The sequence below is a fragment of the Leptolyngbya sp. ST-U4 genome, assembly GCF_039962215.1.
Classification (GTDB): Bacteria; Cyanobacteriota; Cyanobacteriia; order Elainellales; family Elainellaceae; genus Leptolyngbya_A.
Window position 1 is genome coordinate 1,215,098 of record NZ_JAMPKZ010000001.1, and the last position, 22,852, is coordinate 1,237,949.

Here is a 22,852-nt window from a genome sequence, read left to right on the forward strand (position 1 = left end):
TGATGTAGGTCAGGCCCTCTGAATTGGCACTCAACGGCAAATACGCTATCTTTCTGAAGCGGGGAAGCTGCTGTCAGTTTTGCAAAAGTTCACAACGTTCATCACCTGGATTCGCTCTTCACACTACACGCTGCTACACACCATGAAAACAGGCAAAAAAAGACGGTTTGGACTACTCGCACTCCTGTTGATGGCAGCCCCGCTCTGGGGCACTCCTGCCTCGGCAGTGCAATTTGAGCAAGCAGAAATTAATAATCCAGAGAACTTTGTTATTGTTGCAGCTCCGGCAGGTCGCATTGGCTACGGGCTGCTGATCATCGAACAAGTAAAAAACGATCGCCCCTGCTGGGATGAAGTAGAGACGGGTCCAGGTCCAACGATCGTCGATCCGCTGCTTACCCGGTTTGATTTCACAGGAATTTGTGGACGCGGCAACGACAGCAATGCTTACTCAGTGCGAACGGGCGGCGAAGACCTGGGATTGCAGTACAGTTTGCGCGTGTTGCGGCAGGGCAATGATCTAGTGCTGGTGGCTGCCTCAAATCGTCAGCGCAATCTCAACATTCCGATCGGTAGAACTTACGGACTTCCCCAACCCGGAGAGTTTGTCCGAATTCGGCTCGATCCGGGCTGGCGATTGTCTCGTCGCATCTTCAACGGGCGGTCAACCGGACACGTTTATCTCACCAACGATCAGCCGATTTCAGTGCTGATTGCGGCTGCAACTTCCCCGACTGCCACAGCTGGACCCATCCTGCCGCCCTCGCTTCCCAATCCCCAATCTCCCTCTCGTCCGCCGCTTTTGCCCCCAACTGGCAGCACTTCGCCGCTCACCGAGCCTTCTCCCAGGGGAACTCCTCAACCCGGAACCACCCTGCCCGGAACCTCTACCGCTCCGGTGCAAATTCCAGTGCCGCCGCCAGAGTCACCCCGTGCGAATTCGGGTAATCCTTCGGGAGCGGGGTCTGGCAATGCGCCAAGTGCAAATTCGGGCACAAATTCAGGCACAAATTTAGGTACAAATCCAGGCACAAATCCGCCGCCCGTCACCACTCCCAGAGCTACCCTGCCGCCCTTGCCGAGTCGTCCTGCTGCGGGAACTCCTGCTGTGCCGCCCGTCACCACTCCCAGAGCCACTCTGCCGCCTCTGCCAAATCGCCCTGCTGCGGGAACTCCTGCTGTGCCGCCCCCGCCTGCTCCCCCTGCCAGTACCACTGCCGGTACCCCTGCCAGCCGTCCGTTGCCGCTGCCAAATCCGCCTGCCACGACTGCTACTCGTCCGTTACCATTGCCAAATTCGCCTAGCAGCGGAGGCACTGCCCCGACTCCCTCAGTTCCCTCGACTCCCACAACCCCGATCACCCCAGGCACAACTCCCCCACCCCTGTCCACGGCTCCTACCCCTTCACAATCTGCTTCCCTTCCTCAGCCACCACAGCAACAGGCGACCGGAATTGTCTATGGCTATCGTGTAATCGTGGCAGCAGATTCGGCTGAATTGCAGGATCGGGTTCGATCGCTCGCGCCTCAAACGCAGATTGTGACCGTTAACGGTCAGCCTGCGGTTCAGGCAGGGCTATTTCGTGATTTAAACAGTGCCGAGCAGCTTCGGCGGCGGCTGGCTGGAGAAAATTTGTCTGTGACGATCGTGCCAATTCGGTGATCTGACTTCGCTGATTCAACTCTAGTGATTCAATCCTGGCTGAGCTGCGCTAGACTGATCTGCCAAAAGACTGTATCTCGATCGGAGAATATTGCCTATAGTGTCTCCAGGCTGACGATATTGCCTTGTCGCTGAGGTTTGTCGTCCCGATTTGGAAGCAGTTTTCCCTGACGGGCAATCGCCTGCCTGTGCAGGGTCACTCATCAGGAGAACGATTGCCATGACTGCCCGCCCCCCTTCAGACCCCCGCTCTTCTCGTAGAAGCCCACTGGATTTCGATGAGTTTATCGCTGTACTGGTGGCCTTTGCCAGCCTGGGAACAGTGCTTGCCTGGGGACTCACACGCGGAAACGAAAGCTTTCTGGCAAATCAGCCCGGACTATTTCCAATTCCGGGTTTGACCGGGGAACAGTCACCCAGTTCAACTCCTGAGAACGATTCTGGCAATTTGCTAATCGTGCCGCCCACGGCAGAAGGAGAGAGCATCAGCCCACCCGTGCTACAACCTGCACCATCGGCAAGTCCTTTACCGGAAACGATCGACCCCCAAACTCCCGGTGCAATCATCCCTGTCCCACTTCCCCAGGATGAAGCCGATCGCAGTCCTGAAACCGTCGATCGATCGGCGCAGACTGCTCCCCCTGTCAGCCCGGTTGCAGCTTCGTTCCCGGATGTGCCCTCTGGCTATTGGGCAGCTCCCTTTATTACCGCATTGGCGCAGCGCGGGGACATCAGCGGCTTTGAGGATGGCACGTTTCGTCCCGATCAGCCCGTGACCCGCGCCGAATTTGCCACACTGATTCAAAACACCTTCGACCAGCAGGCTAATCAGCAAGCCTCGCTCGCCTTCAAAGACATTCCGGTAGGCTTCTGGGCAGCCAACGCGATCGATTCATCGGTGAAGACGGGCTTTCTGAAAGGCTTTCCCGAAGGCACATTCCAGCCCGCTCTGCCAATTCCCCGGATCCAGGCACTTGCAGCGCTCACCAGTGGACTGAAACTGACAGCTCCGGCAAATCCTGACTCGACCCTTCAGCTTTTCCGCGATCGCGATCAAGTTCCGAGTTGGGGCGTTGAGGCGGCGGCGGCAGCGACTCAGTCAGGTTTGGTCGTGAACCATCCCAGCCCTGATATACTGAATCCGAATCAGCCTGCCACCCGTGCCGAGGTCGCTGCCTTTTTATATCAGGCACTCGTTTCCGCCGGACAGGTTGCGCCGATTTCGTCTAACTATACTGTTCAACCTTGAACTATTCGACCTTGAACTGTTCGACCTTAATTTTATTCTGCGATCGTAATGCTGGACTTTGAGCAAGCTTCTTCTCTAACCGAATCGGCGGTGCTAGTCACCATCATTACCGAAGCTGTCCTTCAGGAAAGCATTGTTTCACTGCTTAAAAGTCTGAAGGTGATTGGCTACAGCATTACTCAGGTAGAGGGCGGCGGACGCTATACCCGGCTGCACCACACCGCCATTACTCCGCCCGAAAACTCTGAGGCAGGTGGCTCTTCCTTATCGGACGGCACCGAGGCGCAGGTCGAAACCCAGATCAAACCCAATATCGAGATTCGGGCGATCGTGAACGATGAGCTTTCTAATGTAATTCTCTATGCCTTGAAAGAACAGCAGCGGAATTTTGCGATCGTGGCGTATCGGCAGGCGATCGAAGTGTTGGCTGAGAATTAGGAAGTTGAGGAGGTTCGGGGAGCCGAGGGTAAGAGTTGAGGTTTTTTTAGGAGCCTCCGGTGAGAATGATATAGGCTCCGGCGAGAGCGGCGATCGTTCCCAAAATAGCTGACCAGACGGGATGATCACTGCGGGCGATCGTGCCCCGTGGCGACTGGATGGTTTCTACATCGATCCAGGGAACAACACCGCGCCGAAACCAGCCGACTACGGTGACAGTTTTAGGGGATGGGGCAAGCCAGATCTCAGGACGAACTACCTGAAACAGCAGATCGCCCAGCCAACCAATCTGGCTCGTATAATGCAGCCGAATCATACCGCGATGCGAAGCAGTTTCCGCTGGGGGGAAATCGATTTGCAAAAACAAATCTTGATGCAGCCGATTTAGAATGCCGCGTCGTCCGTAGAGCTGCCCCTGAAGCCGCACCGGATGCGGATCGATCGGAAGTGCAGCCGGGTCGCTGAGCCAGTCTGCGAGTGGAACTTCTCCCTTCAGGGCAGAGCGTTTGATATCTGGAAAAAAGGCATTGATTCGCAAAAATGTGCCAAGGCTGAATCCCAGCAGTCCCAAGCCTGTTACCACCGACCAGTCTGCCCACATCCAGTCGATTTCCAGCCAGCGCATTTGCTTTGCTAGAAAGCCGATCGCCCACAGTATCCCAGCCACGAGCCACCCAGCCAAAACGCCGAGGTAGGGTGCAAAACAGAGCCATGCGAATCGAGGATGTGCCGCCGAGCCAGGTTTCTCCGGCTTCCAGGAGATTTGCGGTTCGAGCCGCCAGTGCCGCGCATAATCAGCGAGTCGGTTCAGTCGCTCGCCCAGTAAAGGATGACCGTTCAGCGCATTCAACCAGGCGCGATAGGGCTGACGGCAATCCCACTCCAGCAGATCTGGCTTAGGTGGCTGATGCAAACTGCCCAGCGTTAGCGATTGACGATAGCCTACAGGCATTAGCAGATCTAAGCTTTCCACCAGGGGCGGCGTTGATCCATGCTGCGCCAAGGTTTCCGCCATGCCAATCGTAAGCTTGAGCAGTGCCCGCGATAACCCGTTGGGGTTGCCTGTTAGCTCTGCCGCTGTTCGATCGCTAAAATACAGCCGAATTCGAGATAGCAACAGTGCCGGAATCCTAAGCAGCCAGTAGATTCCATAGCCCAGGCTCGACACCCCGATCGCCAAACTCTGTAAGATTCCAAGCGACTGACGATTGCCCCAACTCGCGACTGACCAGTAAACCTGATAAGGCAACTGAGCAGCGATCGCCACTAGCGACAGAATGCCCACTTCGCGCTGTGTGATGTGTGCCCACTCTGCTGCATAAAGAGCTGCAATCTCATCGGGTTCTAGCCGCTCTAGCAATCCCTGACTAACCACAATTCGGGCGTTGCGGGGCAAGTAGCCGTAGGAAAAACAAAGTGGAACGGCGATCGGCAACCGTTTCAGCGTCGGAAAGGGCAGGCTGTGCGATTGGGTAAGCTGCCTCAGCAGCCGCAGAGCTTCAGGGCTAAAGGACTCCAATTCCGCTCGCCGCCAGTCTTCCATGCTATAGCAATACTTCAGCACCAGATCTAGCAGCCAGGGCGACGCGAAAAACAGCACCGTCAACCCAATGACCACACCCCAAAACGGATCGAAGTAAACCGTCCAGACGCTCAGATTAAAGAAATCAAAGCGAACGCTCAAAAGAAACTCATTCAGCCGATCGCGTCCGAAATGAATCAGCGCACAAAGCCACCCAATTAAAAGGGCGATCGTTCCTACCTGAAGTGCCCAAAATCCCGAGCGATCAACCGTTCCCAAGCTCGCCCCTTTTTGCAGGCGCTGTGAAGCCGTTTTCCTGCTGGAATGATCGGTTGCCGCTTCTCTTGCTGCTTCTTGGGGGGACAAGGGAGCCGATCGCGCTGAAGCTGTGCCGTCTGCTGGCTCTGGAGAAGGAGAAATCGCAGCCTGGACAGCCGGAGTATCGCTGCTTGTCTCTGAAACACTCGCCCTGCGGAAATCAGCTTGCTGAGGCGACACAGTTTCCGGAGCAGCGGCAGCGAACGGGCTAAATCCGCTATGGGGGGTATCCGCCTCAAGCGGCACAAATCCCGTTTCGTCTGTCCAGTCGGCTGCGGTTGGTTCTTCAGCGAGGGGGACATTGGATGGAGCGGTAACCGATGGAGCAGCGATTCCGTAGCGATGTTGAAGGTCGCTCAGCATTTGATTTGCCCAACCCTGCACTTGGGAATTGGGGCTGCCACACAAGGTTCGGCAGAGGTCGATCGCTTTCTGGAGCTGTTGGGTACGGGCGTATGCCTTGACCAGTCCCATTTCTGCCTTGAGCCGATTGCTGCGCAGTTCTCCAGCAGAACGATCGCTGCGCCTGATCGGGATCTGGCACACCGCTTCAAGCAGCTCGATCGCCCGGCGATACTCTTTTTGTTTCAGCGCCAGCAAGCCAGATTGCAGCAGATTCCCGGATGGCTTCGGTGATGATATGCCTGACTCAAAAGCGTCAGAATGATTACCCCCTGAGGGGAACTGCTTCGCATCGCTCATCGCAATACACCTCTATCAGATTGGTTTGAGCTGTCAGCCTTTACTTGTAGCAGACTTGACGATCGCTTATTGCAGCCCCAAATCCAGCAAACAGCAAACTGCGATCGAGTATGCCCCTCTTGTCTGGGATTCTGTCGCTTACGGGGAAAGTCGCTAGGCTGTAGAAAGGCAAACAAATTTTTCACGTATCAGTAACACGCATCAATCATTTATTAGGGGTAGATGATGACTCGTCAATCGCCGAGCTGGGATCTCAACCGCTTTGTGAAAACGCTGTCCTACTTTGGGGTTGTGCCCATTTTGAGCCAGATAAACTGGTTTCAGCAGTGGTTTGGCAGTCGTCCTGACCCCACCGTGAATAGCCGATCGCTCACCCTTTCTCCAACCCCAACTTCGCTGCCAACTGCTCCTGCTCTGTCTATGATGCCTCAAACGATTCTGGCGATCGGAACCCGTGATGTGTTGACTGCTGTGGTTGATCACTTGCAGCAGCAGGGCAAGCCCATTCGAGCCGGGTCGATCGATTCAGCGAATCCGCATCTGCCCATTGGAGAAAACGTGGAGTGGGTGACGCTCGACCTTCAGCAGCCTCCCGCGCCCGAACTGCTAACAGACATTCGAGGAATCATTTGCGCCCCTAACTCTGAGGTGGTCGAACCTACGGTGCGTTTCCTGCTTCAGGCAGTTCAGCGATCGACTGTGCGTTTGCCAATTTTTGATTTCAGCCAGCAGTCTGCCAGTGGGTCTGAGGCGAATCGGTCTGAGGCTGAGCTGTCGGAAATTTGGGGCGCACTCGATGATGTCGTAATGGGTGGCGTGAGTCAGAGCGGTATCCGCTTGAATGGCGACACAGCAGAATTTTCAGGACAGGTTTCAACCGCAAACTCTGGCGGCTTTGCTTCGGTCAGAACGCGCAACCTGGAACCGCCGATCGACCTCTCCAGCTACGACGGCATCGAACTGCAACTGAAAGGCGACGGCAACCGCTATAAGTTTATGCTGCGCGGCGAAACGCAATGGGACGGCGTGGCACACTGCGCTTCTTTCGACACGATTCCCCAGACCTGGATCACCGTTCGCATTCCCTTCGCGACCCTGATTCCCGTCTTTCGTGCCCGCACGCTCCCAAATGCTCCACTGAAGCTCAATTGCATCCGCGCCCTTCAGCTCATGCTCAGCAAATTTGAATACGACGGCGCGCTCAATCCCCACTTCCAGCCCGGTTTCTTTCAGCTTCAGGTGCAGTCGATTTCTGCCTATCAACAGGGGAATCGATCGCCCTTTGTGCTTGTCTGTCCCCCAAGTCCTGAAACCGAAATTCTGCTGCGCCAGAGCGGTCTTCCGGTGATGATTCTTCGTCCTGCCGAAGGCGATGATGCGGCGAAGATTGCAGCAGATGGGGTGAGGGCGATCGATCGGCTGGAACATAACTGACTGAATTAAGTTGTTGCGATCGAGTTAATCAATGAGTCAATGAATTCTGATGTTGCCTGCCGGAGTTGCTAAATCCTGAAGCAAGCTTTTGATTGATGATCTGGGGTACGGATCAAGAAGAAATTTGATGAAACCAGGGTTGACAGTAACTGGAATCATTGAATTCCGGTTGATTTGGAAAACGCTCCTAAGCAGGTGACCGGAGAAAGGGATGTTTGAGTATTGCAGTGTTGCTTATGGCTGGATAGGAAGAAGATAGACTCAGGAAATTTCCTGGCTTCGGAGCAAAGGGCAGGAAATGACCGAATAGAACAAAGCGACGGGCCAGTTTACCCGACTTGCTGAGGTTATTTCGTTTCGCTTGTTCACACTACGACTTGTGAGATATACTGTAAAACTGTATTGATAAGCTCCCCTTCGGAACTTTTACGATACCAAAATTGCTGGTGTAGCTCAGTTGGTAGAGCAGCTGATTTGTAATCAGCCGGTCGCAGGTTCGAGTCCCGTCACCAGCTTTTAGAAAGAATAAGCACTTCCCTTGCTACATAAAGGTTTTAGGCATCGTCTATTGAGCGATGCTTTTTTCGCGTTGGGTATTTTTAGGGGTAGTTAGGGCTGTTTAGAGCCAAGATTGAGATAAGGATTGAGATAAAAATTGGGAGGTGGCGGGTACGCTAGTACTAGAAATCTCGCCCAACTCATCTCCAACGTCATGTATTCTCCCAAGTCCCATAAAAAAGCAAGAACGGGTAGTGTCCAAATCAGAAGCAGCAATAATCGACTCCAGCTAGTTTTTAGCTTTTGTGGCAAACGACATTTCGTGTCTACTGGCTTGGGAGATAGCCCCTTTAACCGTAAGCAGGCGCAAGACAAGGCGTTAGAGGTTGAGCGGGATATTGCGTATGGTGAGTTTGACCCCAATAATCTTGACAAGTATAAAGCTCTGGCAGCTCTAACCACTGTTGATCCGACTCCTACCAATTCCAACGAAGGCTTGGAATTACCTGAAATCTGGAATCGCTATAGAGAGGTGCGATCGCCGGGAAAGTCAGTATCCACGATTAGAATGTATGGATGGGTAGCAAATCACATTAGCAGGTGCCCTTACAAACTACATACTGAAGCTCAAGCTATCTTTGATTGGTTGGTTGCCAACGTACCTGCGGACTCCACAAAACGAGTTTTAACACAGCTATCGGCAAGCTGTACGTGGGCAAAGAAGAAAGAGCTAATTGACGCCAATCTGTTTCAGGGAATGGCAGCAGAGATTAAGCTAGAAAAGCCTGAGGGCGAAGAGGAAGAGGAAATTTATCCTTTTACCAAGGAGGAGCGCGATCGCATCATTGCAGCCTTCCAAGCTAATCGCTACTACCAAGGATATGCTCCGCTTGTCGAGTTTCTATTTTTTACAGGATGCAGACCCTGTGAAGCTCTTGCCTTGCAGTGGAAAAATGTTAAGCAACAGGTCATCACTTTCCGACGTGTTCTTGTTTACGACGGTAACAAACTGGTGATCCAGGCTGGATTGAAAACCCAGGCGTTAAGAAAATTTTTCATGAACGCTCAACTTGCAGAAATTATTGCTGCAATCAAGCCGGAGAATTGTGACCCAGAATCCTTAGTATTTCCTAGTCCGAAAGGGAAGTTCATTGATTGGAGCAATTTCACTACTCGTGCTTGGGCAAAAATTCTAGCGTCACTCTCACAAGATACAGTGCTTCCTAATGGAGAAATATTGGCCGGTATTGAATACCGTAACCCCTATCAAATGCGGCATACCTTCTGTAGTCTTTGTCGAGAAGGGGATATTGCTAGTATTCAACTTGCCAAATGGGTGGGTAATTCGGCTGAAATAATCGATCGAGTTTATGCAAAACCTGTAGATCGCATCTCAGTTCCAATTTTGTAAACTTTACTATCGCTTCGATAAATAACTGCCGTTCCTTGAAGCGATCGTCCTGTATTAAATTGCAGTAACCAGACCGTTACCTGACCAACTGGAGTTCAAGGGCATAAATTCTGCCACTGTAAGGCAGAAGTAATCTGACCAGTGATTCGTCGAAGATGACATGGCGGGGTGACTTCTCCAGTCCGGAATCGAAGCTCCCCTTGTGCTTGTTACATAAGGGCGCAGGACAAAGCCAGATTTTCCGCCTGCGTCAGCCCCATACTTTTTATGGTCAACTTCGTGAGAAGCAAATGCGGCAAACTCAGGAGGAAAGTAGTACTTACAAAAGACATTAGCGCGATCGCATACTGAACGACGGGATGCATAGGGATATAGCTATTCACGAAGCCTGTTGTTTTAGCTTGGTCAGTGGCTGAGCCTTGTCTTTACCTCTAATGCTTTAGGTCAGTGTAACAAGGACAAGAAACTAGAAAGCTTGTAAACTTCCTCTGAAGAATTTGTTTAAAGATCTTGAGTAAAGCTACAATCGTAAGGTTTAAAGCTAAAATCGAGGATCGGCGTGATTACTGAGGTAATAACCCAAACTCAGTTTAAAGAATCGGTTGTCCGGTTTGCCCAGCAGGACAACCTGCCTGATATTAAGGCTTTAGCAGATGCCCATCGGCATGAGCTTGGCTTTGTCAACCGAGCAGTTCTTGAAAAGGCAATCGAAGAGCAAGAGATTCTTTATATCCCCCGTAAAGGTTTCCTGCATTTTCATCACAGACGAGATGGTATCTCTACTCTCTATCATCTTTGCGTTTCACCAAATTACCGTCATCAAGGGACTGGTCGTCAGTTAATTAATGATTGGGAAAAGCTTTGTCGTAGCCCTGAAGCTCGTATTAAACGCTTGCGTCTTAAGTGCCCAATCGACCTTAAAGCCAATGGATTTTACTCTCAGGTGGGCTTCAACCGAACTGGGGTAGAATCTGGCAAAAATCGTAGCTTGATTACTTGGGAGAAGAAATTACTTCCTGACGCTCCTCGTAAGCCAGATTTTTTTGCATCGCTCAGTATGGGTGGCGGCGATCTCATGCGGTTGCGAAAGTGGTGGAATTCTGGCAACGATCCTCGCCAGCGAAACCCATTTGAGAAGGTTATTTACTCCCCTATCTCCTGTCCACCATCAACGACAGACTACCTACATAAATTACGGCACTCTAGTAAAACTAAAAAGCTTGAAAGAGTTAAAGAGCTCTGGTTTGATTGCGGCGCTTATCAAGTACAACAAGGCAAATTTACATACGATGAGCTATTGGAATTCTTAGGGAATTTTTATCAGAAAAATTCTTGGGCGGACGGTTATGTGCTGCCAGATATTGTTCCTTTGTCCACAGACTCAAATGAGATTGTGGATTACAAAGTTAGAGAAACTCTTTTTAACTGCCGGAAGTTTTTTGAGAGCTTACCTGAATACGTTCAAGAAAGAGCAATCGCTCCAATCCAGGGTCGAACGGTTAACCATGTGAGCCAATGTATTGAAGCCTACGCTCAATTGGGAATCAAACGAGTTGGCTTCGGTTCGTGGGGTACGTGTGGACCCAATGGTAGTGTCAACATGCTGTCAAAGCAAAGCCTTGCTGTATTTCAAAATGTCTGTGATATGGCTCTTGAACACGGTATGGCTGTTCATTGCTTCGGGATCGGGGGACCCAATAGCTTAAACCGCCTCTTGGATTACAAAGCAGTTCCCCACTCTCTAGACAGTACAACCTGGTGGAAGGCGGCAGGATTTGGAGGAATTTTCTTTCCACATCGGTCTCAAATCCAAATTACTGTCAGACGGGGGGTTGAAACAACTAAATTAGGGTTTGATGAACTTAAGGCTGAAACGAAGCACGAGTGCAAGTTCTGTCAGAATCTTGAGGATTTGAGGGAATACCGCCACTACCGCATTATGCACAACTTGTCAGCTTGGTTGGATACTTTAGAACAGATCGATGGGTAAGAAACTGACTTTACACCTGCAACAGAACACAACTTTTGAAAGGGTTGTCTCAATTGTTGAGTTTTGCAACCAAGAGGAAACAGACTTAGACGAATTAGGGGTTACTTGCGGTTTGGGGACATCCGTTCTCCAAAAAGTGATTTTTCCATTTCTACGAAGTATTTCAATCCTTTCAAAGAAAAATCCCCCTACATTAACTAACTTAGGCTGGGTTGCAGCTAGAATCCATCAGGAAAATCCTGCGATTTTAAGTGAGTTTTTTCATAGCCTGATCTACAACCTGCACTATCAGGAACCAGATAAGCGGTTCTCCTGGGTGTACTCCACCGTTGTACAACAGCTTTGGCAGCGGAAGGAGGTGGTTTTATCTGTAATGGAGAAAAACTCTCTGGTATCACAGGTGATCGAAGCTGCGACTGAGAAATTTGACTTACCCTCAGATGAAATCGCCTTTAGTAGCAATAGCATCACTGGGGTCGTGAACTGGCTCCGCGCACTCGAACCATCTGTTGTGGATGGTGGTAGTAAGGCAGAACATTTTAATCTGCGGTACTTTTGTGCAGCCCCAGCGATCGTGAAAGCGGTAGACAATCTTTATCAGCAGGGGGATCGTACCTACGGAGTTAAAATTTTTCTCCGTGAAAGTGTTCAAGACACGCTTTGTCAGATGCTTCTTCTTGATCCTAGTGGTCTTCCAGGCGTACTAGACAATGCGAAAGCTACTTATGACTACGATGAGGGTGGCTTCTTTGACTGGGGGTATGAGGGAGGCTATGGTCAATGGGTAATGTTGAACAAACCTGTTGATTGGCTTGAACTTATCACCTGACGGCTTGTCCTATTAATGTCGCTCTATGGGAATTCTAAGGTTTATGAGCCGTCTGGTTGAGTTCCGTAACCGTATTTACCATCGCTTTAGGCGGGAATGGTTGAGTCCTTCACAGGAGCAAGCCTATACCCGCCTCAAAAATCTGCTTGTCTTTCAAGATGCGATTAACTTGTGTGGATCCTCTGGTTCCGGCAAGACCTTTATGACTTGGGTGTTGGCGAAAGAAACGCCTGGCCCTGTCTGCTTCCTGACACAGCCAAAGCAGATAGTAGAGCAGTCTGTAGCAGAAAATACGGTGGCGATCGCTGATCCTCATTCACCAGAACGTTCAGCAATCCGCGCAACCCTTACCCAATGTCGCCAGTTTGGGTGCAGGAAAGTTATTTTCGTCTCAGACGAACCCGTAGCCGACCAAATTCCAATTTGTCAACTATTTTTAACGAAGCGAGACTTGGAAAAAATCCGCCAGAATTGGGAAAGTATTGCTATCCCCGTTCAGGAACTTCAGGAGGCTACTGAGAACTTAAATTTACATATGGCTTTACGGGAAATAGTCCTTAACTCGCTTAATCTGACAGGGAGATAATTAGCTTAATATGAAGCGATTGCTAGAACAGTTAGATGCAATTAAATCGATTCTAGATACTGTCACCCCTGCTCAGCTTGAGACAGACCCAGAAGCGGTAGAGAGTGGATATGAAGTTTATGCCCAGACGTACAACCCAATTGAGCGTGTAAAGGATCTTAAGGATCGGTTAATCAGCGAGATTCGGAAAGGTAGACCTGTTAATGGCTATTTGAGTGCGGGCTACGGCTATGGTAAAACAGCCACTCTAGTTTATTTGTGGCATGAATGCCAGAAAAAACAGATAGCTGCTGTACCGCCCTTCAAATTTAGAGAAATTGGCGATCTCATGATTGCTAGCTATGGGTGGATGAAAAAATGTCTCACACACAGCCGTCCTGACTTAATCACTCAGGTAGACAAGCTGTACCAGACTTATGCATTGAAATCGCAGGAAGCGATCGCCGCTCGGATTGCTAAGGAAGACAATATCTCTGAATCAAAAGCTCTCAAGATTGTCAGCCGTTTGGTGAACTATCAGCAAGCTATCAACGCTGATAGCTTACTCAGTTTTTGGCGTGAGAGTGTTCCAGTTCTGAAAGAAGCGGGCTTTGTAGGTTTGGCTGTATTTGCAGATGAAAGCCAAGAATTCGTCCGAACCGAGGAAGGTTCTAGTGCCCAAATTCAAATTTTGAGCGATTTAATTAAAGGAATGCGAGGGATGGGGGCAATCCCTGTTGCGCTAATACTGAGTATGCCAACTGATCCAACTGAATCAGTTATTGAGGAGCAGGCAGGGGACATCATTCATCGGATGCAGGAACAGAAGGTGTCTTTGCGATTGGCAGATGCTTATAACCATGAATTTCCGACTCAGCTTTGGGGCTACTTGTGCGAAGAATTCCTGGATGACAAGTCTCAGGGTGACAAGATTGCCCACCCTGCAACCCTAGAAAGCTTGGGACAGCTTTGCGATCGTAAAGACCTAAGTAATGGTCCCCGTGCTGTAATTGAAGTGTTCAAGCGCATGGTGCATTTTGCACAGGATAATAAGCGCCCATATACTCCTCTCGATTTAATTGATGACTATTTGTTGGGATGGATTGGATTATATGGAACAGAACAACACCGCATTGGTAATACCATTAACACCCTTGAATTAATTGACACAGTTAAGAAGCAATCTAAGGGACGTGATGTCATCAAGCTATTGGCGATCTTCCCTGCGGGTGTTTCACGGGAAATCGCAAAAGAGTTTGGGTTAGAAACAGACTTAAAGCGGCTGGCAGAAGACGGTAACCTCATTGGACAACATATCACCTGCCCACAAGATGGCTATTATGCCCTGGTTTCATTAAATGAGAGACAGACAAATTTGACTGCTCTTGATGAGATTCTGAATCGATTCCGTCAACTTTGGTTTGGTTCCTGGACAACTCAGGAGAAGACAGAGACTGCAACTCAAATCTTCAAGACCGAAGTTTTATCTCTCCTGCTACCTCCTTCCAAAGCTGGACAGAAAGCAAACTGGACGTGGCGCTATAAAGATTGGAAGAACACAGTTTATGGCTCATATAACTTCTTAACAGGTGCACCAGAACGACATCATGGAGAGTTTCCAAACCGGTCTTTAATTGTGAGTGTTGGTACTCATACCTCAAAGTTAATGCAGTTTCCGTCTCCGGAAGAAACGCATTTAGATTGGCGTTTTTATCTGAGCTATGACCGAGAGCAACTGAAAGGACAACAGCGGATTGCAGCGATTACGGGAACAGGTCAACTAGATTTTCATTTAGAACTGGGAAGGACATTTCAGAAGGAGTACCCGACTGCATTTGGATTGTTGCGTAAGGTCATGGCTCCAGACCAATGTTCTGCTGCAACACTATTAACGTTAGCGGGCTATATTCAGGGCTGGTTAAATAAACATCCTGAAGTGAGCCGAGCAGACCAGCAACGATTGGAACAGCATCAGCGAGAGTGTTTACGTTACTCTCTTCAACTATTGTTACCGGAATTCAATTTAGAGAACTGGCTTGCGGAAGGAATAAAAGGTTTAGAGGGTACTGAGATTCGTTTGCTGGAATCAATTTTCGAGCACCAGTGCCGTCAACTGTTCCCTGAATATTTGTCTTTCGCTAATAGCCGTACCACGCTTAAAACCTACGAGCTTGCTCTTCGGAAAGTTCCTCTTGCGGCTCGACGAGGACGACAACCTTATCAAGCTTTGAAGGAGGAATTCGAGGAACTCTTCAAAATTGGTGGCTCTGCATTGCCAAACTTGCTTTCTACTTTGAAGAAATGTCATTTAATTGAGAATGAGAGCATCGCTGGACGACGGGAAGATTTATCTTGCGTTGAGTTCACTGAGCATCCTCTAGAGGAGTTTGTCCGGAGCTACTTAGAGAGGAAAGGACATAACCAACCTATCAAAACTCATCAGGGTAATGAGGAAGTAAAGGCTTTGGATTACCAGGAGCTTTGGAAAGAAGCTAAGCGTCAGGGTTATCTTGAAGACGAGTTTGAAGAAGCGTTGGGATGGGCTGAGGCACGTCGATACATTGAATGGGATCGTCAAAGAGGCACGATTCGTCAGGCAGTTGCCGAGCTTGATCCAGATGATCTTGAGGGACAATTATTAGAAATTAGAGATCAAGTAGTTCAACTTTCTCAAGTCTTTGGTGAAACTGAGTTAGCTGAGATTAATACTCAATTAGCCCAAGTACGAAAGAATTTGGATGAAAATCGCCATGACGAGGTGGCGTTAGACCTGGTGCAACGCAGTTTGCAGTCCTGTCGCGATCGCATTGAGGGACTTTGTAGTGGGCGGCGCTCGTCTTTACAACAGGAATTGAAGCAGCTTAGACAAGAATTAGATAATGTCACAAGAGACTTTAACTTAGTGAAAGTAGGGGAGTTAATCCTTGGTAGCAGTGGCTTAGAACCAACGCTTAACGACTATCGTAAGCAGCTAGAGAAGCGAATTAGTAAGTTAGAGCGGGATTGCAAAAATCTTGCCAGTAAGTTGAAGCTAGATGAAACTGATTTACTTGCTCTAAATACCCAATTAAAACAGGTCAAACAATCGCAGAAGAAGTTTACTGCTGAAAAAGCGGAGCTTCAGCCGCTTGTATCAGGTCTAGAACAGTGGAGAATTATCGTCTCAAGAGCAGGAGGATTACGAGATGGATTGAGTGTTGATCCAGGCCGTCTGAGACGTTATGACGATGATTTTCTTGATCGTGTTGTAATTCATTTTGCCAAGAATCAGGTTGATGGTTTCAAACAGTGGGAGCTTCTCAAGGCACCTCTTGATCAGTTAGAGCAAGAAATTAGTAGTGAACGGCGATCGCGCCGAGAAAAGTTTGATCAGCTACGTAGCCAATATGAAACGCTAGTTGGACGGGTTGATTCAGCCGGAAGACATCTGCAAGACTGTCGTTTTGACGATGAAGATATTGAGGGTTCTTATGAAAGCCTACGTCGAGTCGTTCTTCAAAAACTAGAGAACTGGTGTAGCTCCAGAATTCAAAGTTGGAAGGATTTGGAAAGGGATTTAACTTTCATAGCTCAAGAGCGGGAAGAAGATGTCACAGGCCAGCTGCGGCAAATTGAAGACCTGCAAGCTGAGCTAGATAATGAGCGTCAGAGTCTTCCTGTTGTTGTAAGTAGGTTAGATGAATTAGAAGAGCAAATTAGTAAATTGCTTGAGCTACATGAGCAAGGGGCAAATATTCGGAAGGAATTGAATAAGCTTCAATTCCAGAAGGAGAATTTGGAGAATGACGAAAAAGTAGTTCTCGAAACCCTGCGTCCTGGTGAAAGTTCAACAATTAGCCAAGTACGTCAAAAAGTTTCATACACTAAAACTACTTTCTGGGAAAAGTTGAAGAAACTTTATAAGAAGGGGCACATTGAAATCATTTTACGGAGACGTGATTAGGGTTTAGAGGGGCAGTGATGTGAATGATGATTGGGTGGAGGTATCGTTGGATAAGCTTCCTGATTACCTGGAGGCAGGACCCGTTATGGCTCAAATGCATCCACTGTCCCTAGCATTTTTGCCGATCGAGCGGTTGAAGCTAAAAGTGTTTGATAGTGCAGCGGAATTAGTTGCAGCACTTGATAACCCAGCAAGCGAGTGTAGCTTAGATGCAATGTTAGCCCTTGGTTACGATGCCAATCACAGCGATCGCTTGCTCTCGTTAAAAATTAACCATCAACCTCTTACAACCCAACTGAATCAATGTTTGAAGGAGCGATGGGAACTGATTCGCTCTACTCTGCTCTGCCAGTCCCATATTGCTGAACTCATCGCTAAGGAAGCATCAGCTGAGTGCATTGTTTTAATCTTGGTGGATGGACTGTCGTGGGCAGATTTTTCTAAGTATTGGCAGGGCATTGAAATAGAAGCTCAGCCTGTGTTAGTAGACGGAGCTTCTACTACAGAACAGGGAATGAAGCGAATAGTCGGGAACCCGACACTCGCAGAACGACTATTTGCCAAAGGATACGAACGCACCTATGGTTTTTCCTATTGGGCTAGAGATGATAATGCACTAACCGATCATCTCTTTAATCGATTCAGCGCAAACGTAGACAAGGTTCGCTCTTTCCAAGATGTGCTGGAGCAGTTGAAGAAACTTGACCTGATGGGAACCTATATCCAAATAGTACGGCAGGGCTTGGACGGGCTATGCCATAGGCATCGCGATCGCCCGAACATTGAGCATTACGTTCATGACTTAACTCAGGATTGGGCTGCGCTCCTCAAGCTTTTGGAAGGGAAAGGCATATCAGCCCAGGTATTCTTGACTAGTGACCACGGTATTCTTTGGAAAGAAGGGAATACTGACTTTAGAGTTCAGTTCTCAAGTAAACATACAGACCCGCCCCGCTATTTCAAGCAAGCCTATCCCAATCCTCAAACCCTAGAGGTTTCTTTTGAGGGTTCAACCTATAGTCTTCTGACATCTCCTAACCTTCGGAGAAATTTCAATGTTAATGAATGGGGAGTGCATGGAGGACTATCTTACGAAGAGAGCGTTGTACCGCTGCTTAAAGCCAGAATCCTTCACGAGGATTAGTATCTATGCACTATAAAATTAAGTTTATTCTAAAAACCAACCTCATTTACTGGCTCCACTCATGATTTTTCTTGGGCGCGATTTTGAAACTGAAGAACCCATCTACGTTGAGTCGGATCGCTCACGGGCAATTCTAATTTGTGGGAAGCGGGGGAGTGGAAAGTCTTACACGATGGGTGTCTTTCTAGAAGAACTCTATGGGCAAGAGGATTCACTTGTGATCGTCATTGACCCGCTTCGGAACTTCTACACAATGTCTCGCCCAAACGATGACCAGGAGGAAGCTCTATACCGCTGGAATCTGTCGCCTCGGTCAGTTCCAGTTCGCTTACTGATTCCAGGCGATCCAATTAAGCGATACGGGGAGAAGGTCATTGATGCCTTGAAATCTCAGGGAGTTCAGGTCGAGTCGTTTCGGATAAATCCAGGCGACCTGACCCCTGATACCTGGCTAGATCTCTTTGACCTCTCGCTGACCGAACCAATGGGCTTGGCACTCTACCGAAGCGTTAGCCAGTTGCGGCATTCGGAAGGCGTTAATTTTTCCCTTGAGGATTTGATTGAGAAGGTCAAAAAATCTAGTCGTAGTAAGGAGACAACGACCGAGGCGCTGCTGGCAAGATTGGAGGTAGCTCTAGATGAGTGGGATTTATTCTCCAGCTACTACAAGGAGGTTACGGAGATTTTTGATGTTCGGGCTGTGAATGTCATTGATGTAGGAGTTCTCGGCTCCTCTCGGTTTGGACTTCGCAACCTAGTGGTTCTCATCCTGACCCAAGACTTGTTTCGTAAACGCAGCCAAGCACGGCTCCAAGAAGAATTGGGTCTGCCAACGGGAGTACCCAAGGTATGGCTGGCGATCGACGAAGCTCAGGAGTTTGTCCCTTCTGGTAGAGCTTCCCTCTCGAAGGAGTCTCTAATTCAATGGGTTAAGGAAGGAAGGCAACCGGGGTTGTCCTTGGTTGCAGCAACTCAGCAACCCGCTGCGATCGACCGAGAACTATTGTCTCAGTGCGACTTGGTTCTAGCTCATAAGGTAACAACAAGCGATGATGTAGATGCCCTAAACCGTTTGAGCCACAATTACATGGCAAGCGAGTTAAAGCAGTATCTCCGGCAGATCGATCGACGGGGTGAGGCTCTATTAGTGGACGATGAAGAGGAGTTGGTAAGGGTAGTTCAGGTTAGACCGAGGCGATCGCGTCATGGAGGTGCTGAGTTGAAATGATTTCTTTAAGGCAGATTTTGGGAAATATTTAATTGGAATATGGGCAACAAGATAATTCCTAAGTTTCATTTACCGAAGGAACATCCTGAAGACATGAGAACAATCGTACAAGCTATATCTGACAATAGCGGTTGTTCAATTGGACAGGTAATCTTAGATCTCAAAGGTAAACTAGTGAGCCACCAAGGCAAAACCAAAGGTCAGCCTAAATCACCAAGTACAATAGCTAATTACTTGAAAGGTTTTTATATTTTAGACCTTTTTAAGCAGAGAAACAGCTTTTATTCTGAGCTACCTCCCTTGAGAACAATCTCGCTCTTTGGGAAAGAAAAGTATGAAGCAATTGGAGCTTTAGAGAGAATACTGAAAGCCCCTTCAATTTCATTATTTAATGAGCAGCTAACAAGCTTTTGTTCAAGAAATTCCAGTCTAGTTAAGTTGTATACAGAAGACATCAATAAGTTAAAAGCTATTTTTGATATTGATGATATACCAAACCCCAAAAAGCTTCAAGATTTACTGATTAAAAACTGTGGTTATGAATTCGTTGGAAATCCGGGCGTTGGCTATCTTGATATCTTTTATCGAGAAATCATTCAGATTGACAACTATCTTAATTTACTAAGGTTTATTCTAGAGAACTTTCAGATCGAGAAACATTTTGAACTTATTAAAATTGGTGAAGTTTATGAAAAGCTAATTAGCAGAAGCGAAGGTTATGAAGAAGAACAATTCAAGAAACATCTTTTTCAACTAAAATCCACACACAGGATAGATCTTAAGGTTACAAAACCCTCTCATGCAAAGAATTTGAATATCAAGTTGTTTGAGATTCAGGGAGTTCAGTACGGTTTTTTGAAGATACTTGACGCACAATTGCAAGATACTCATGCCATACCTCAACATTAACGGACAATTTCTCACTCCCATGCAGAATCCTTATATACGCTCTGGGGATGCTGCATCTTCTATTGGGCAAGAAGGTCTCTCAAAAATCATTTTTACAGAATCCATGCAAAACCTTCAGTCCGATGTTAGGTATGCAATTAGTTCGGGACAGTCGTTGAGATTATTGTTTATAGGTGAGTTTGGCGCAGGAAAAACTACCCGTATGAACATAGTACAGAGAGAGATTGAGTCAAGTGGAGGATTGTGTATAAATATAGAATTTGCACGTCTTAGAAGCCTAATAGAGAGATCCACTGATCCACAAGAACAATTAGATAATGTTATTGGAGTAATTTTAGACAAAATTGCAGAAACATTAGGTATTGATTTTAATGTTGTTTATGGTGACAGAACCTTAATGAGTTACTATCGCACCATAATGGACATGTTTGCTAAAGCAAGAAAAGAATTGATACTTCTTACGTTTGATGAAATTGAGACTCTATTCAATAGTTTCGAGTTGGAAGTTATAGATTTTGCCTCCTTTTTACAGGGACTTGCAGACAATTTTATTTCTAAGCAGGGATGGAATATATGTGCATGCTTAATTGATGATTACCTTTCTGAATTATATACTGTTGCCCAACAGCTTTATGAGGGAAGATTTCAATTCCATATAATTGAACCTTTAAGAGATGATGAGATCAGTCGATACATTATAGAAAAAAATTCAAGCAAAACAGGAAAACATAATGATCCTTATCCTTATGATCTAGAAACAATTAAATTTGTTGGTGAAGCTTCAGGAGGAATACCTAGATACATAGAAGCTATTTGCTACTCGCTTTGGGCGTCTGGTGAAAGTAGAGGGTTTGTCACTTTGAATGATGCAGTTGAAACTTTCAGTAGAGTATATAGACATAATGCCCAAGTTTTCTTTCCAAAAATTTGCCAGACCTATAATTTCTCAGATAATGTAAAAGCTTTTTTCCATCTTCTTTTTGTTAGTGGTGGGAAATCAAAGACGTTTAAAGAATTAGCAAAGTATAGCAACTACTGTATAGTTAGAAGTTTTCAGTCTTTAGATGAGGATTCAGTAATCAGGCGTTTAAGAAATGCTGTAGAAGAACTTTTGGATGCATCTGATCCAGCAGCACAAGATTTTATTAGCAAAAATATCGAATTTTTTGGTATACATCCGAAGAGATTTTCCTTTAAAGATCCAACCTATAGAAGTATTTATGAGAGTATAGTTTGACCATTTTGAGTTAGTTTAAGCACGAAAAAATACAGGGGTTATGAGTCAAGAAAGTAGCAACAATAATTCAAAGTCATCTCGTTCGCAACGTTCTCGTAAAACTTTGAGTAGTATTACAGCACGTTGTCGGAAACCCTTATCTGCAATCCTTCCTCGTAGAAAGGATATAGTTCTGAAAGAGATTTACACTTCTAGTGACATAGATTCACTATGTATTAAGCTAAAAGATCTTGCAGGCAATTTCTCATCAACATCAGTAAAAGAGTGGGTTGCTCAGTTTGAACCTTTCATTGATAGAAATATAGCATTCCTACTTCTAGATCTCGTTCAAGGTTTCTCGGAACTCGAGATTAGAACATTCGCTACGCGAAAATTACAAGACCTCTTATATGATTACTTGATGAATCAAGAACATATATATGCAGCATTTATAAGTTCAGGGGAAGCTCCTAACGAAGTTAATTTTCGAAGATGGTTGCGCAACAAAGTAATTACTTATGCCCAACTGCCCCAACCTCAAGATTCCAGTGTAGAAAGCCAATTCCTCTTGTGGTCTTTGTATGAGACGAGTGTGCTTCAAGGCAGAGATGCAAGCTGCAACAGTGTAAGAAAGCTTAGGGAATTGGATGAATTCTTCTCTTCAAGTAAGCAAGATCCTAAGACATCAGCCCTCGTCTTTATGGATTATACAAATGCTACCGGCAACCAATTATCAAAATGTTTGAAGGTAATTGATAGAAAACTTGATAAATACCCTAAGTGGAGGGAAGCCACCTATGTTTTCATGTATATAGTTGAAATGGATAATATTGATGTCCTGAAAAGCTTTCAGGTAAAAAGCTCTACAACTCTCTTTTTCTCAAGAATGTTACATTATCAAGAGTCCCAAATTCTTGCAAAGTTGGCTGAATATGGGGTTTCTGAAGAGGAATATAACGAGTTTGTATTGAAGTACTGTAGAAGAAGTGGAGAAGAAGCTACGGGTTATAAAAATTCTGGCGCTCTTACATGCCACCATTACAGTTGTCCAAATAATACGCTTCCTTTCTTTTGGAAGAATAATGATAACTGGAAGGGGATTTTCTATGGTAGTCAAACATCAAGAGCAGCCAACTACAGAAAAAGCTAATTATATTAGATAAGCTCCTAAATAAGCAGAATTTTTGTTTGTACGGTATTTTCTCATCTTAGTACTGTCTCAATCCGTCTTAGAAATTTTCTGATCTCCCTATCAGGCAGTGAAGTTTTACCTAATATTTTTTCCTCCAAATGCATTAGCTCATTCATAAATGAACTATTAATTTTGACATCTCTTCCTACCGCTCGGCGCATTAATCTCAGTTCTTGTACAGAAATCCATAAGGGTATGCCTTCTCTAACTATTGCATAGGCAACAGCAAGACCACAGGATCTTGATTGACCTACATCGCAGTGAATTAATACTTGCTCGTTAGAATTTCTAGCAGTATCTATAAAACTTACTACTTCATTAAGTTGGTCGAGTAACTTCTCACCAATTCGATCTTTGATCCTTATTCGTAAGACTTCAAAGTGTAAAGGAAATGCAATTTCTTTAGTTCCAGCGCTGACGATATAACTAACTTTCTTCCTCGCCAGATTCTCAAAATTCTCAGCAGCATGTCTTCCACCAACATATAACCCCCAAGGAAGAAATTTAGATAAAGGCATCAGTTAAGTCTTTTCTGCTGGTTCTACTAAAGCTTCCAAACTGTTTTAGAAAAGATTATACTTACAGGTCTAGGAAAATCTAC

The 22,852-nt window shown here is 46.8% G+C and carries 17 protein-coding genes and 1 tRNA gene; 15 read left to right on the forward strand and 3 right to left on the reverse strand.

Annotated features, from left to right (window positions below; all coding sequences use genetic code 11):
* Nucleotides 1-79 precede the first annotated feature (79 nt).
* Nucleotides 80-1,663 (forward strand): DUF3747 domain-containing protein, encoded by a 1,584-nt coding sequence (locus tag NDA02_RS05355; protein WP_190790961.1) that lies wholly within the window; start codon nucleotides 80-82, stop codon nucleotides 1,661-1,663.
* Between the two features lie 21 nt (nucleotides 1,664-1,684).
* On the opposite strand, the gene NDA02_RS05360 is transcribed toward NDA02_RS05355, so the two are convergent.
* Nucleotides 1,685-1,885: a hypothetical protein gene (locus NDA02_RS05360; RefSeq protein ID WP_190790962.1), complete on the reverse strand. Its 201-nt coding sequence runs from the start codon at nucleotides 1,883-1,885 to the stop codon at nucleotides 1,685-1,687.
* Between NDA02_RS05360 and NDA02_RS05365 the strand changes: the two genes are divergently transcribed.
* A complete protein-coding gene (locus NDA02_RS05365; RefSeq protein WP_190790963.1) occupies nucleotides 1,884-2,912 on the forward strand; it encodes an S-layer homology domain-containing protein in 1,029 nt (342 codons plus the stop codon). The two genes, NDA02_RS05360 and NDA02_RS05365, sit on opposite strands and share 2 nt — an antisense overlap.
* Before the next feature lie 48 nt (nucleotides 2,913-2,960).
* A complete protein-coding gene (locus NDA02_RS05370; RefSeq protein ID WP_190790964.1) occupies nucleotides 2,961-3,350 on the forward strand; it encodes a hypothetical protein in 390 nt (129 codons plus the stop codon).
* Nucleotides 3,351-3,396: 46 nt separating this feature from the next.
* Here the strand turns inward: NDA02_RS05370 and NDA02_RS05375 are convergent, their stop codons facing one another.
* On the reverse strand, nucleotides 3,397-5,892 hold the full coding sequence (locus NDA02_RS05375; RefSeq protein WP_190790965.1) for a M48 family metalloprotease: 2,496 nt from the start codon (nucleotides 5,890-5,892) through the stop codon (nucleotides 3,397-3,399).
* A gap of 225 nt (nucleotides 5,893-6,117) precedes the next feature.
* On the opposite strand from NDA02_RS05375, the gene NDA02_RS05380 reads away from it, so the two are divergent.
* From NDA02_RS05380 to NDA02_RS05435, 12 genes are all read left to right on the forward strand, one after another.
* Nucleotides 6,118-7,326, forward strand: a complete 1,209-nt coding sequence (locus tag NDA02_RS05380; protein ID WP_242067217.1) for a CIA30 family protein — start codon at nucleotides 6,118-6,120, stop codon at nucleotides 7,324-7,326.
* A gap of 442 nt (nucleotides 7,327-7,768) precedes the next feature.
* Nucleotides 7,769-7,841, forward strand: a tRNA-Thr gene (locus NDA02_RS05385).
* Between the two features lie 197 nt (nucleotides 7,842-8,038).
* Nucleotides 8,039-9,235 carry a DUF3596 domain-containing protein gene (locus NDA02_RS05390; protein ID WP_348254576.1) on the forward strand — a complete coding sequence of 399 codons (1,197 nt, stop codon included), beginning with the start codon at nucleotides 8,039-8,041 and terminating at the stop codon, nucleotides 9,233-9,235.
* 559 nt (nucleotides 9,236-9,794) lie between these two features.
* Nucleotides 9,795-11,225 (forward strand): GNAT family N-acetyltransferase, encoded by a 1,431-nt coding sequence (locus NDA02_RS05395; protein WP_348254522.1) that lies wholly within the window; start codon nucleotides 9,795-9,797, stop codon nucleotides 11,223-11,225.
* Nucleotides 11,218-12,054 (forward strand): hypothetical protein, encoded by an 837-nt coding sequence (locus NDA02_RS05400; RefSeq protein WP_348254523.1) that lies wholly within the window; start codon nucleotides 11,218-11,220, stop codon nucleotides 12,052-12,054. Before NDA02_RS05395 ends, NDA02_RS05400 begins: the two co-directional genes overlap by 8 nt.
* Nucleotides 12,055-12,097: 43 nt before the next feature.
* A complete protein-coding gene (locus NDA02_RS05405; protein WP_348254525.1) occupies nucleotides 12,098-12,640 on the forward strand; it encodes a hypothetical protein in 543 nt (180 codons plus the stop codon).
* 10 nt (nucleotides 12,641-12,650) lie between these two features.
* On the forward strand, nucleotides 12,651-16,562 hold the full coding sequence (locus tag NDA02_RS05410; RefSeq protein WP_348254527.1) for a hypothetical protein: 3,912 nt from the start codon (nucleotides 12,651-12,653) through the stop codon (nucleotides 16,560-16,562).
* Nucleotides 16,563-16,647: 85 nt separating this feature from the next.
* A complete protein-coding gene (locus NDA02_RS05415) occupies nucleotides 16,648-17,706 on the forward strand; it encodes a hypothetical protein (protein ID WP_348254528.1) in 1,059 nt (352 codons plus the stop codon).
* 61 nt (nucleotides 17,707-17,767) lie between these two features.
* Nucleotides 17,768-18,934, forward strand: a complete 1,167-nt coding sequence (locus tag NDA02_RS05420) for an ATP-binding protein (protein WP_348254530.1) — start codon at nucleotides 17,768-17,770, stop codon at nucleotides 18,932-18,934.
* A 93-nt stretch (nucleotides 18,935-19,027) separates the two neighbouring features.
* On the forward strand, nucleotides 19,028-19,843 hold the full coding sequence (locus tag NDA02_RS05425; RefSeq protein WP_348254532.1) for a hypothetical protein: 816 nt from the start codon (nucleotides 19,028-19,030) through the stop codon (nucleotides 19,841-19,843).
* Nucleotides 19,824-21,080, forward strand: a complete 1,257-nt coding sequence (locus NDA02_RS05430) for a hypothetical protein (protein WP_348254533.1) — start codon at nucleotides 19,824-19,826, stop codon at nucleotides 21,078-21,080. The genes NDA02_RS05425 and NDA02_RS05430 overlap by 20 nt, the downstream gene beginning before the upstream one ends.
* Nucleotides 21,081-21,120: 40 nt before the next feature.
* Complete coding sequence (locus NDA02_RS05435; protein WP_348254535.1) at nucleotides 21,121-22,209, forward strand: hypothetical protein; 1,089 nt, start codon at nucleotides 21,121-21,123, stop codon at nucleotides 22,207-22,209.
* A gap of 53 nt (nucleotides 22,210-22,262) precedes the next feature.
* Here the strand turns inward: NDA02_RS05435 and NDA02_RS05440 are convergent, their stop codons facing one another.
* Nucleotides 22,263-22,769: a dual specificity protein phosphatase gene (locus NDA02_RS05440; RefSeq protein WP_348254537.1), complete on the reverse strand. Its 507-nt coding sequence runs from the start codon at nucleotides 22,767-22,769 to the stop codon at nucleotides 22,263-22,265.
* Nucleotides 22,770-22,852: the final 83 nt, after the last annotated feature.

Coding starts and splice junctions, on each gene's coding strand:
- NDA02_RS05375 (WP_190790965.1), bottom strand. CDS start 5,892: ATGAGCGATGCGAAGCAGTTCCCCTCAGGGGGTAATCATTCTGACGCT.
- NDA02_RS05380 (WP_242067217.1), top strand. CDS start 6,118: ATGACTCGTCAATCGCCGAGCTGGGATCTCAACCGCTTTGTGAAAACG.
- NDA02_RS05410 (WP_348254527.1), top strand. CDS start 12,651: ATGAAGCGATTGCTAGAACAGTTAGATGCAATTAAATCGATTCTAGAT.
- NDA02_RS05430 (WP_348254533.1), top strand. CDS start 19,824: ATGCCATACCTCAACATTAACGGACAATTTCTCACTCCCATGCAGAAT.
- NDA02_RS05415 (WP_348254528.1), top strand. CDS start 16,648: ATGGCTCAAATGCATCCACTGTCCCTAGCATTTTTGCCGATCGAGCGG.
- NDA02_RS05440 (WP_348254537.1), bottom strand. CDS start 22,769: ATGCCTTTATCTAAATTTCTTCCTTGGGGGTTATATGTTGGTGGAAGA.
- NDA02_RS05360 (WP_190790962.1), bottom strand. CDS start 1,885: ATGGCAATCGTTCTCCTGATGAGTGACCCTGCACAGGCAGGCGATTGC.
- NDA02_RS05405 (WP_348254525.1), top strand. CDS start 12,098: ATGAGCCGTCTGGTTGAGTTCCGTAACCGTATTTACCATCGCTTTAGG.
- NDA02_RS05370 (WP_190790964.1), top strand. CDS start 2,961: ATGCTGGACTTTGAGCAAGCTTCTTCTCTAACCGAATCGGCGGTGCTA.
- NDA02_RS05425 (WP_348254532.1), top strand. CDS start 19,028: ATGAGAACAATCGTACAAGCTATATCTGACAATAGCGGTTGTTCAATT.
- NDA02_RS05365 (WP_190790963.1), top strand. CDS start 1,884: ATGACTGCCCGCCCCCCTTCAGACCCCCGCTCTTCTCGTAGAAGCCCA.
- NDA02_RS05390 (WP_348254576.1), top strand. CDS start 8,039: ATGTATTCTCCCAAGTCCCATAAAAAAGCAAGAACGGGTAGTGTCCAA.
- NDA02_RS05420 (WP_348254530.1), top strand. CDS start 17,768: ATGATTTTTCTTGGGCGCGATTTTGAAACTGAAGAACCCATCTACGTT.
- NDA02_RS05400 (WP_348254523.1), top strand. CDS start 11,218: ATGGGTAAGAAACTGACTTTACACCTGCAACAGAACACAACTTTTGAA.
- NDA02_RS05435 (WP_348254535.1), top strand. CDS start 21,121: ATGAGTCAAGAAAGTAGCAACAATAATTCAAAGTCATCTCGTTCGCAA.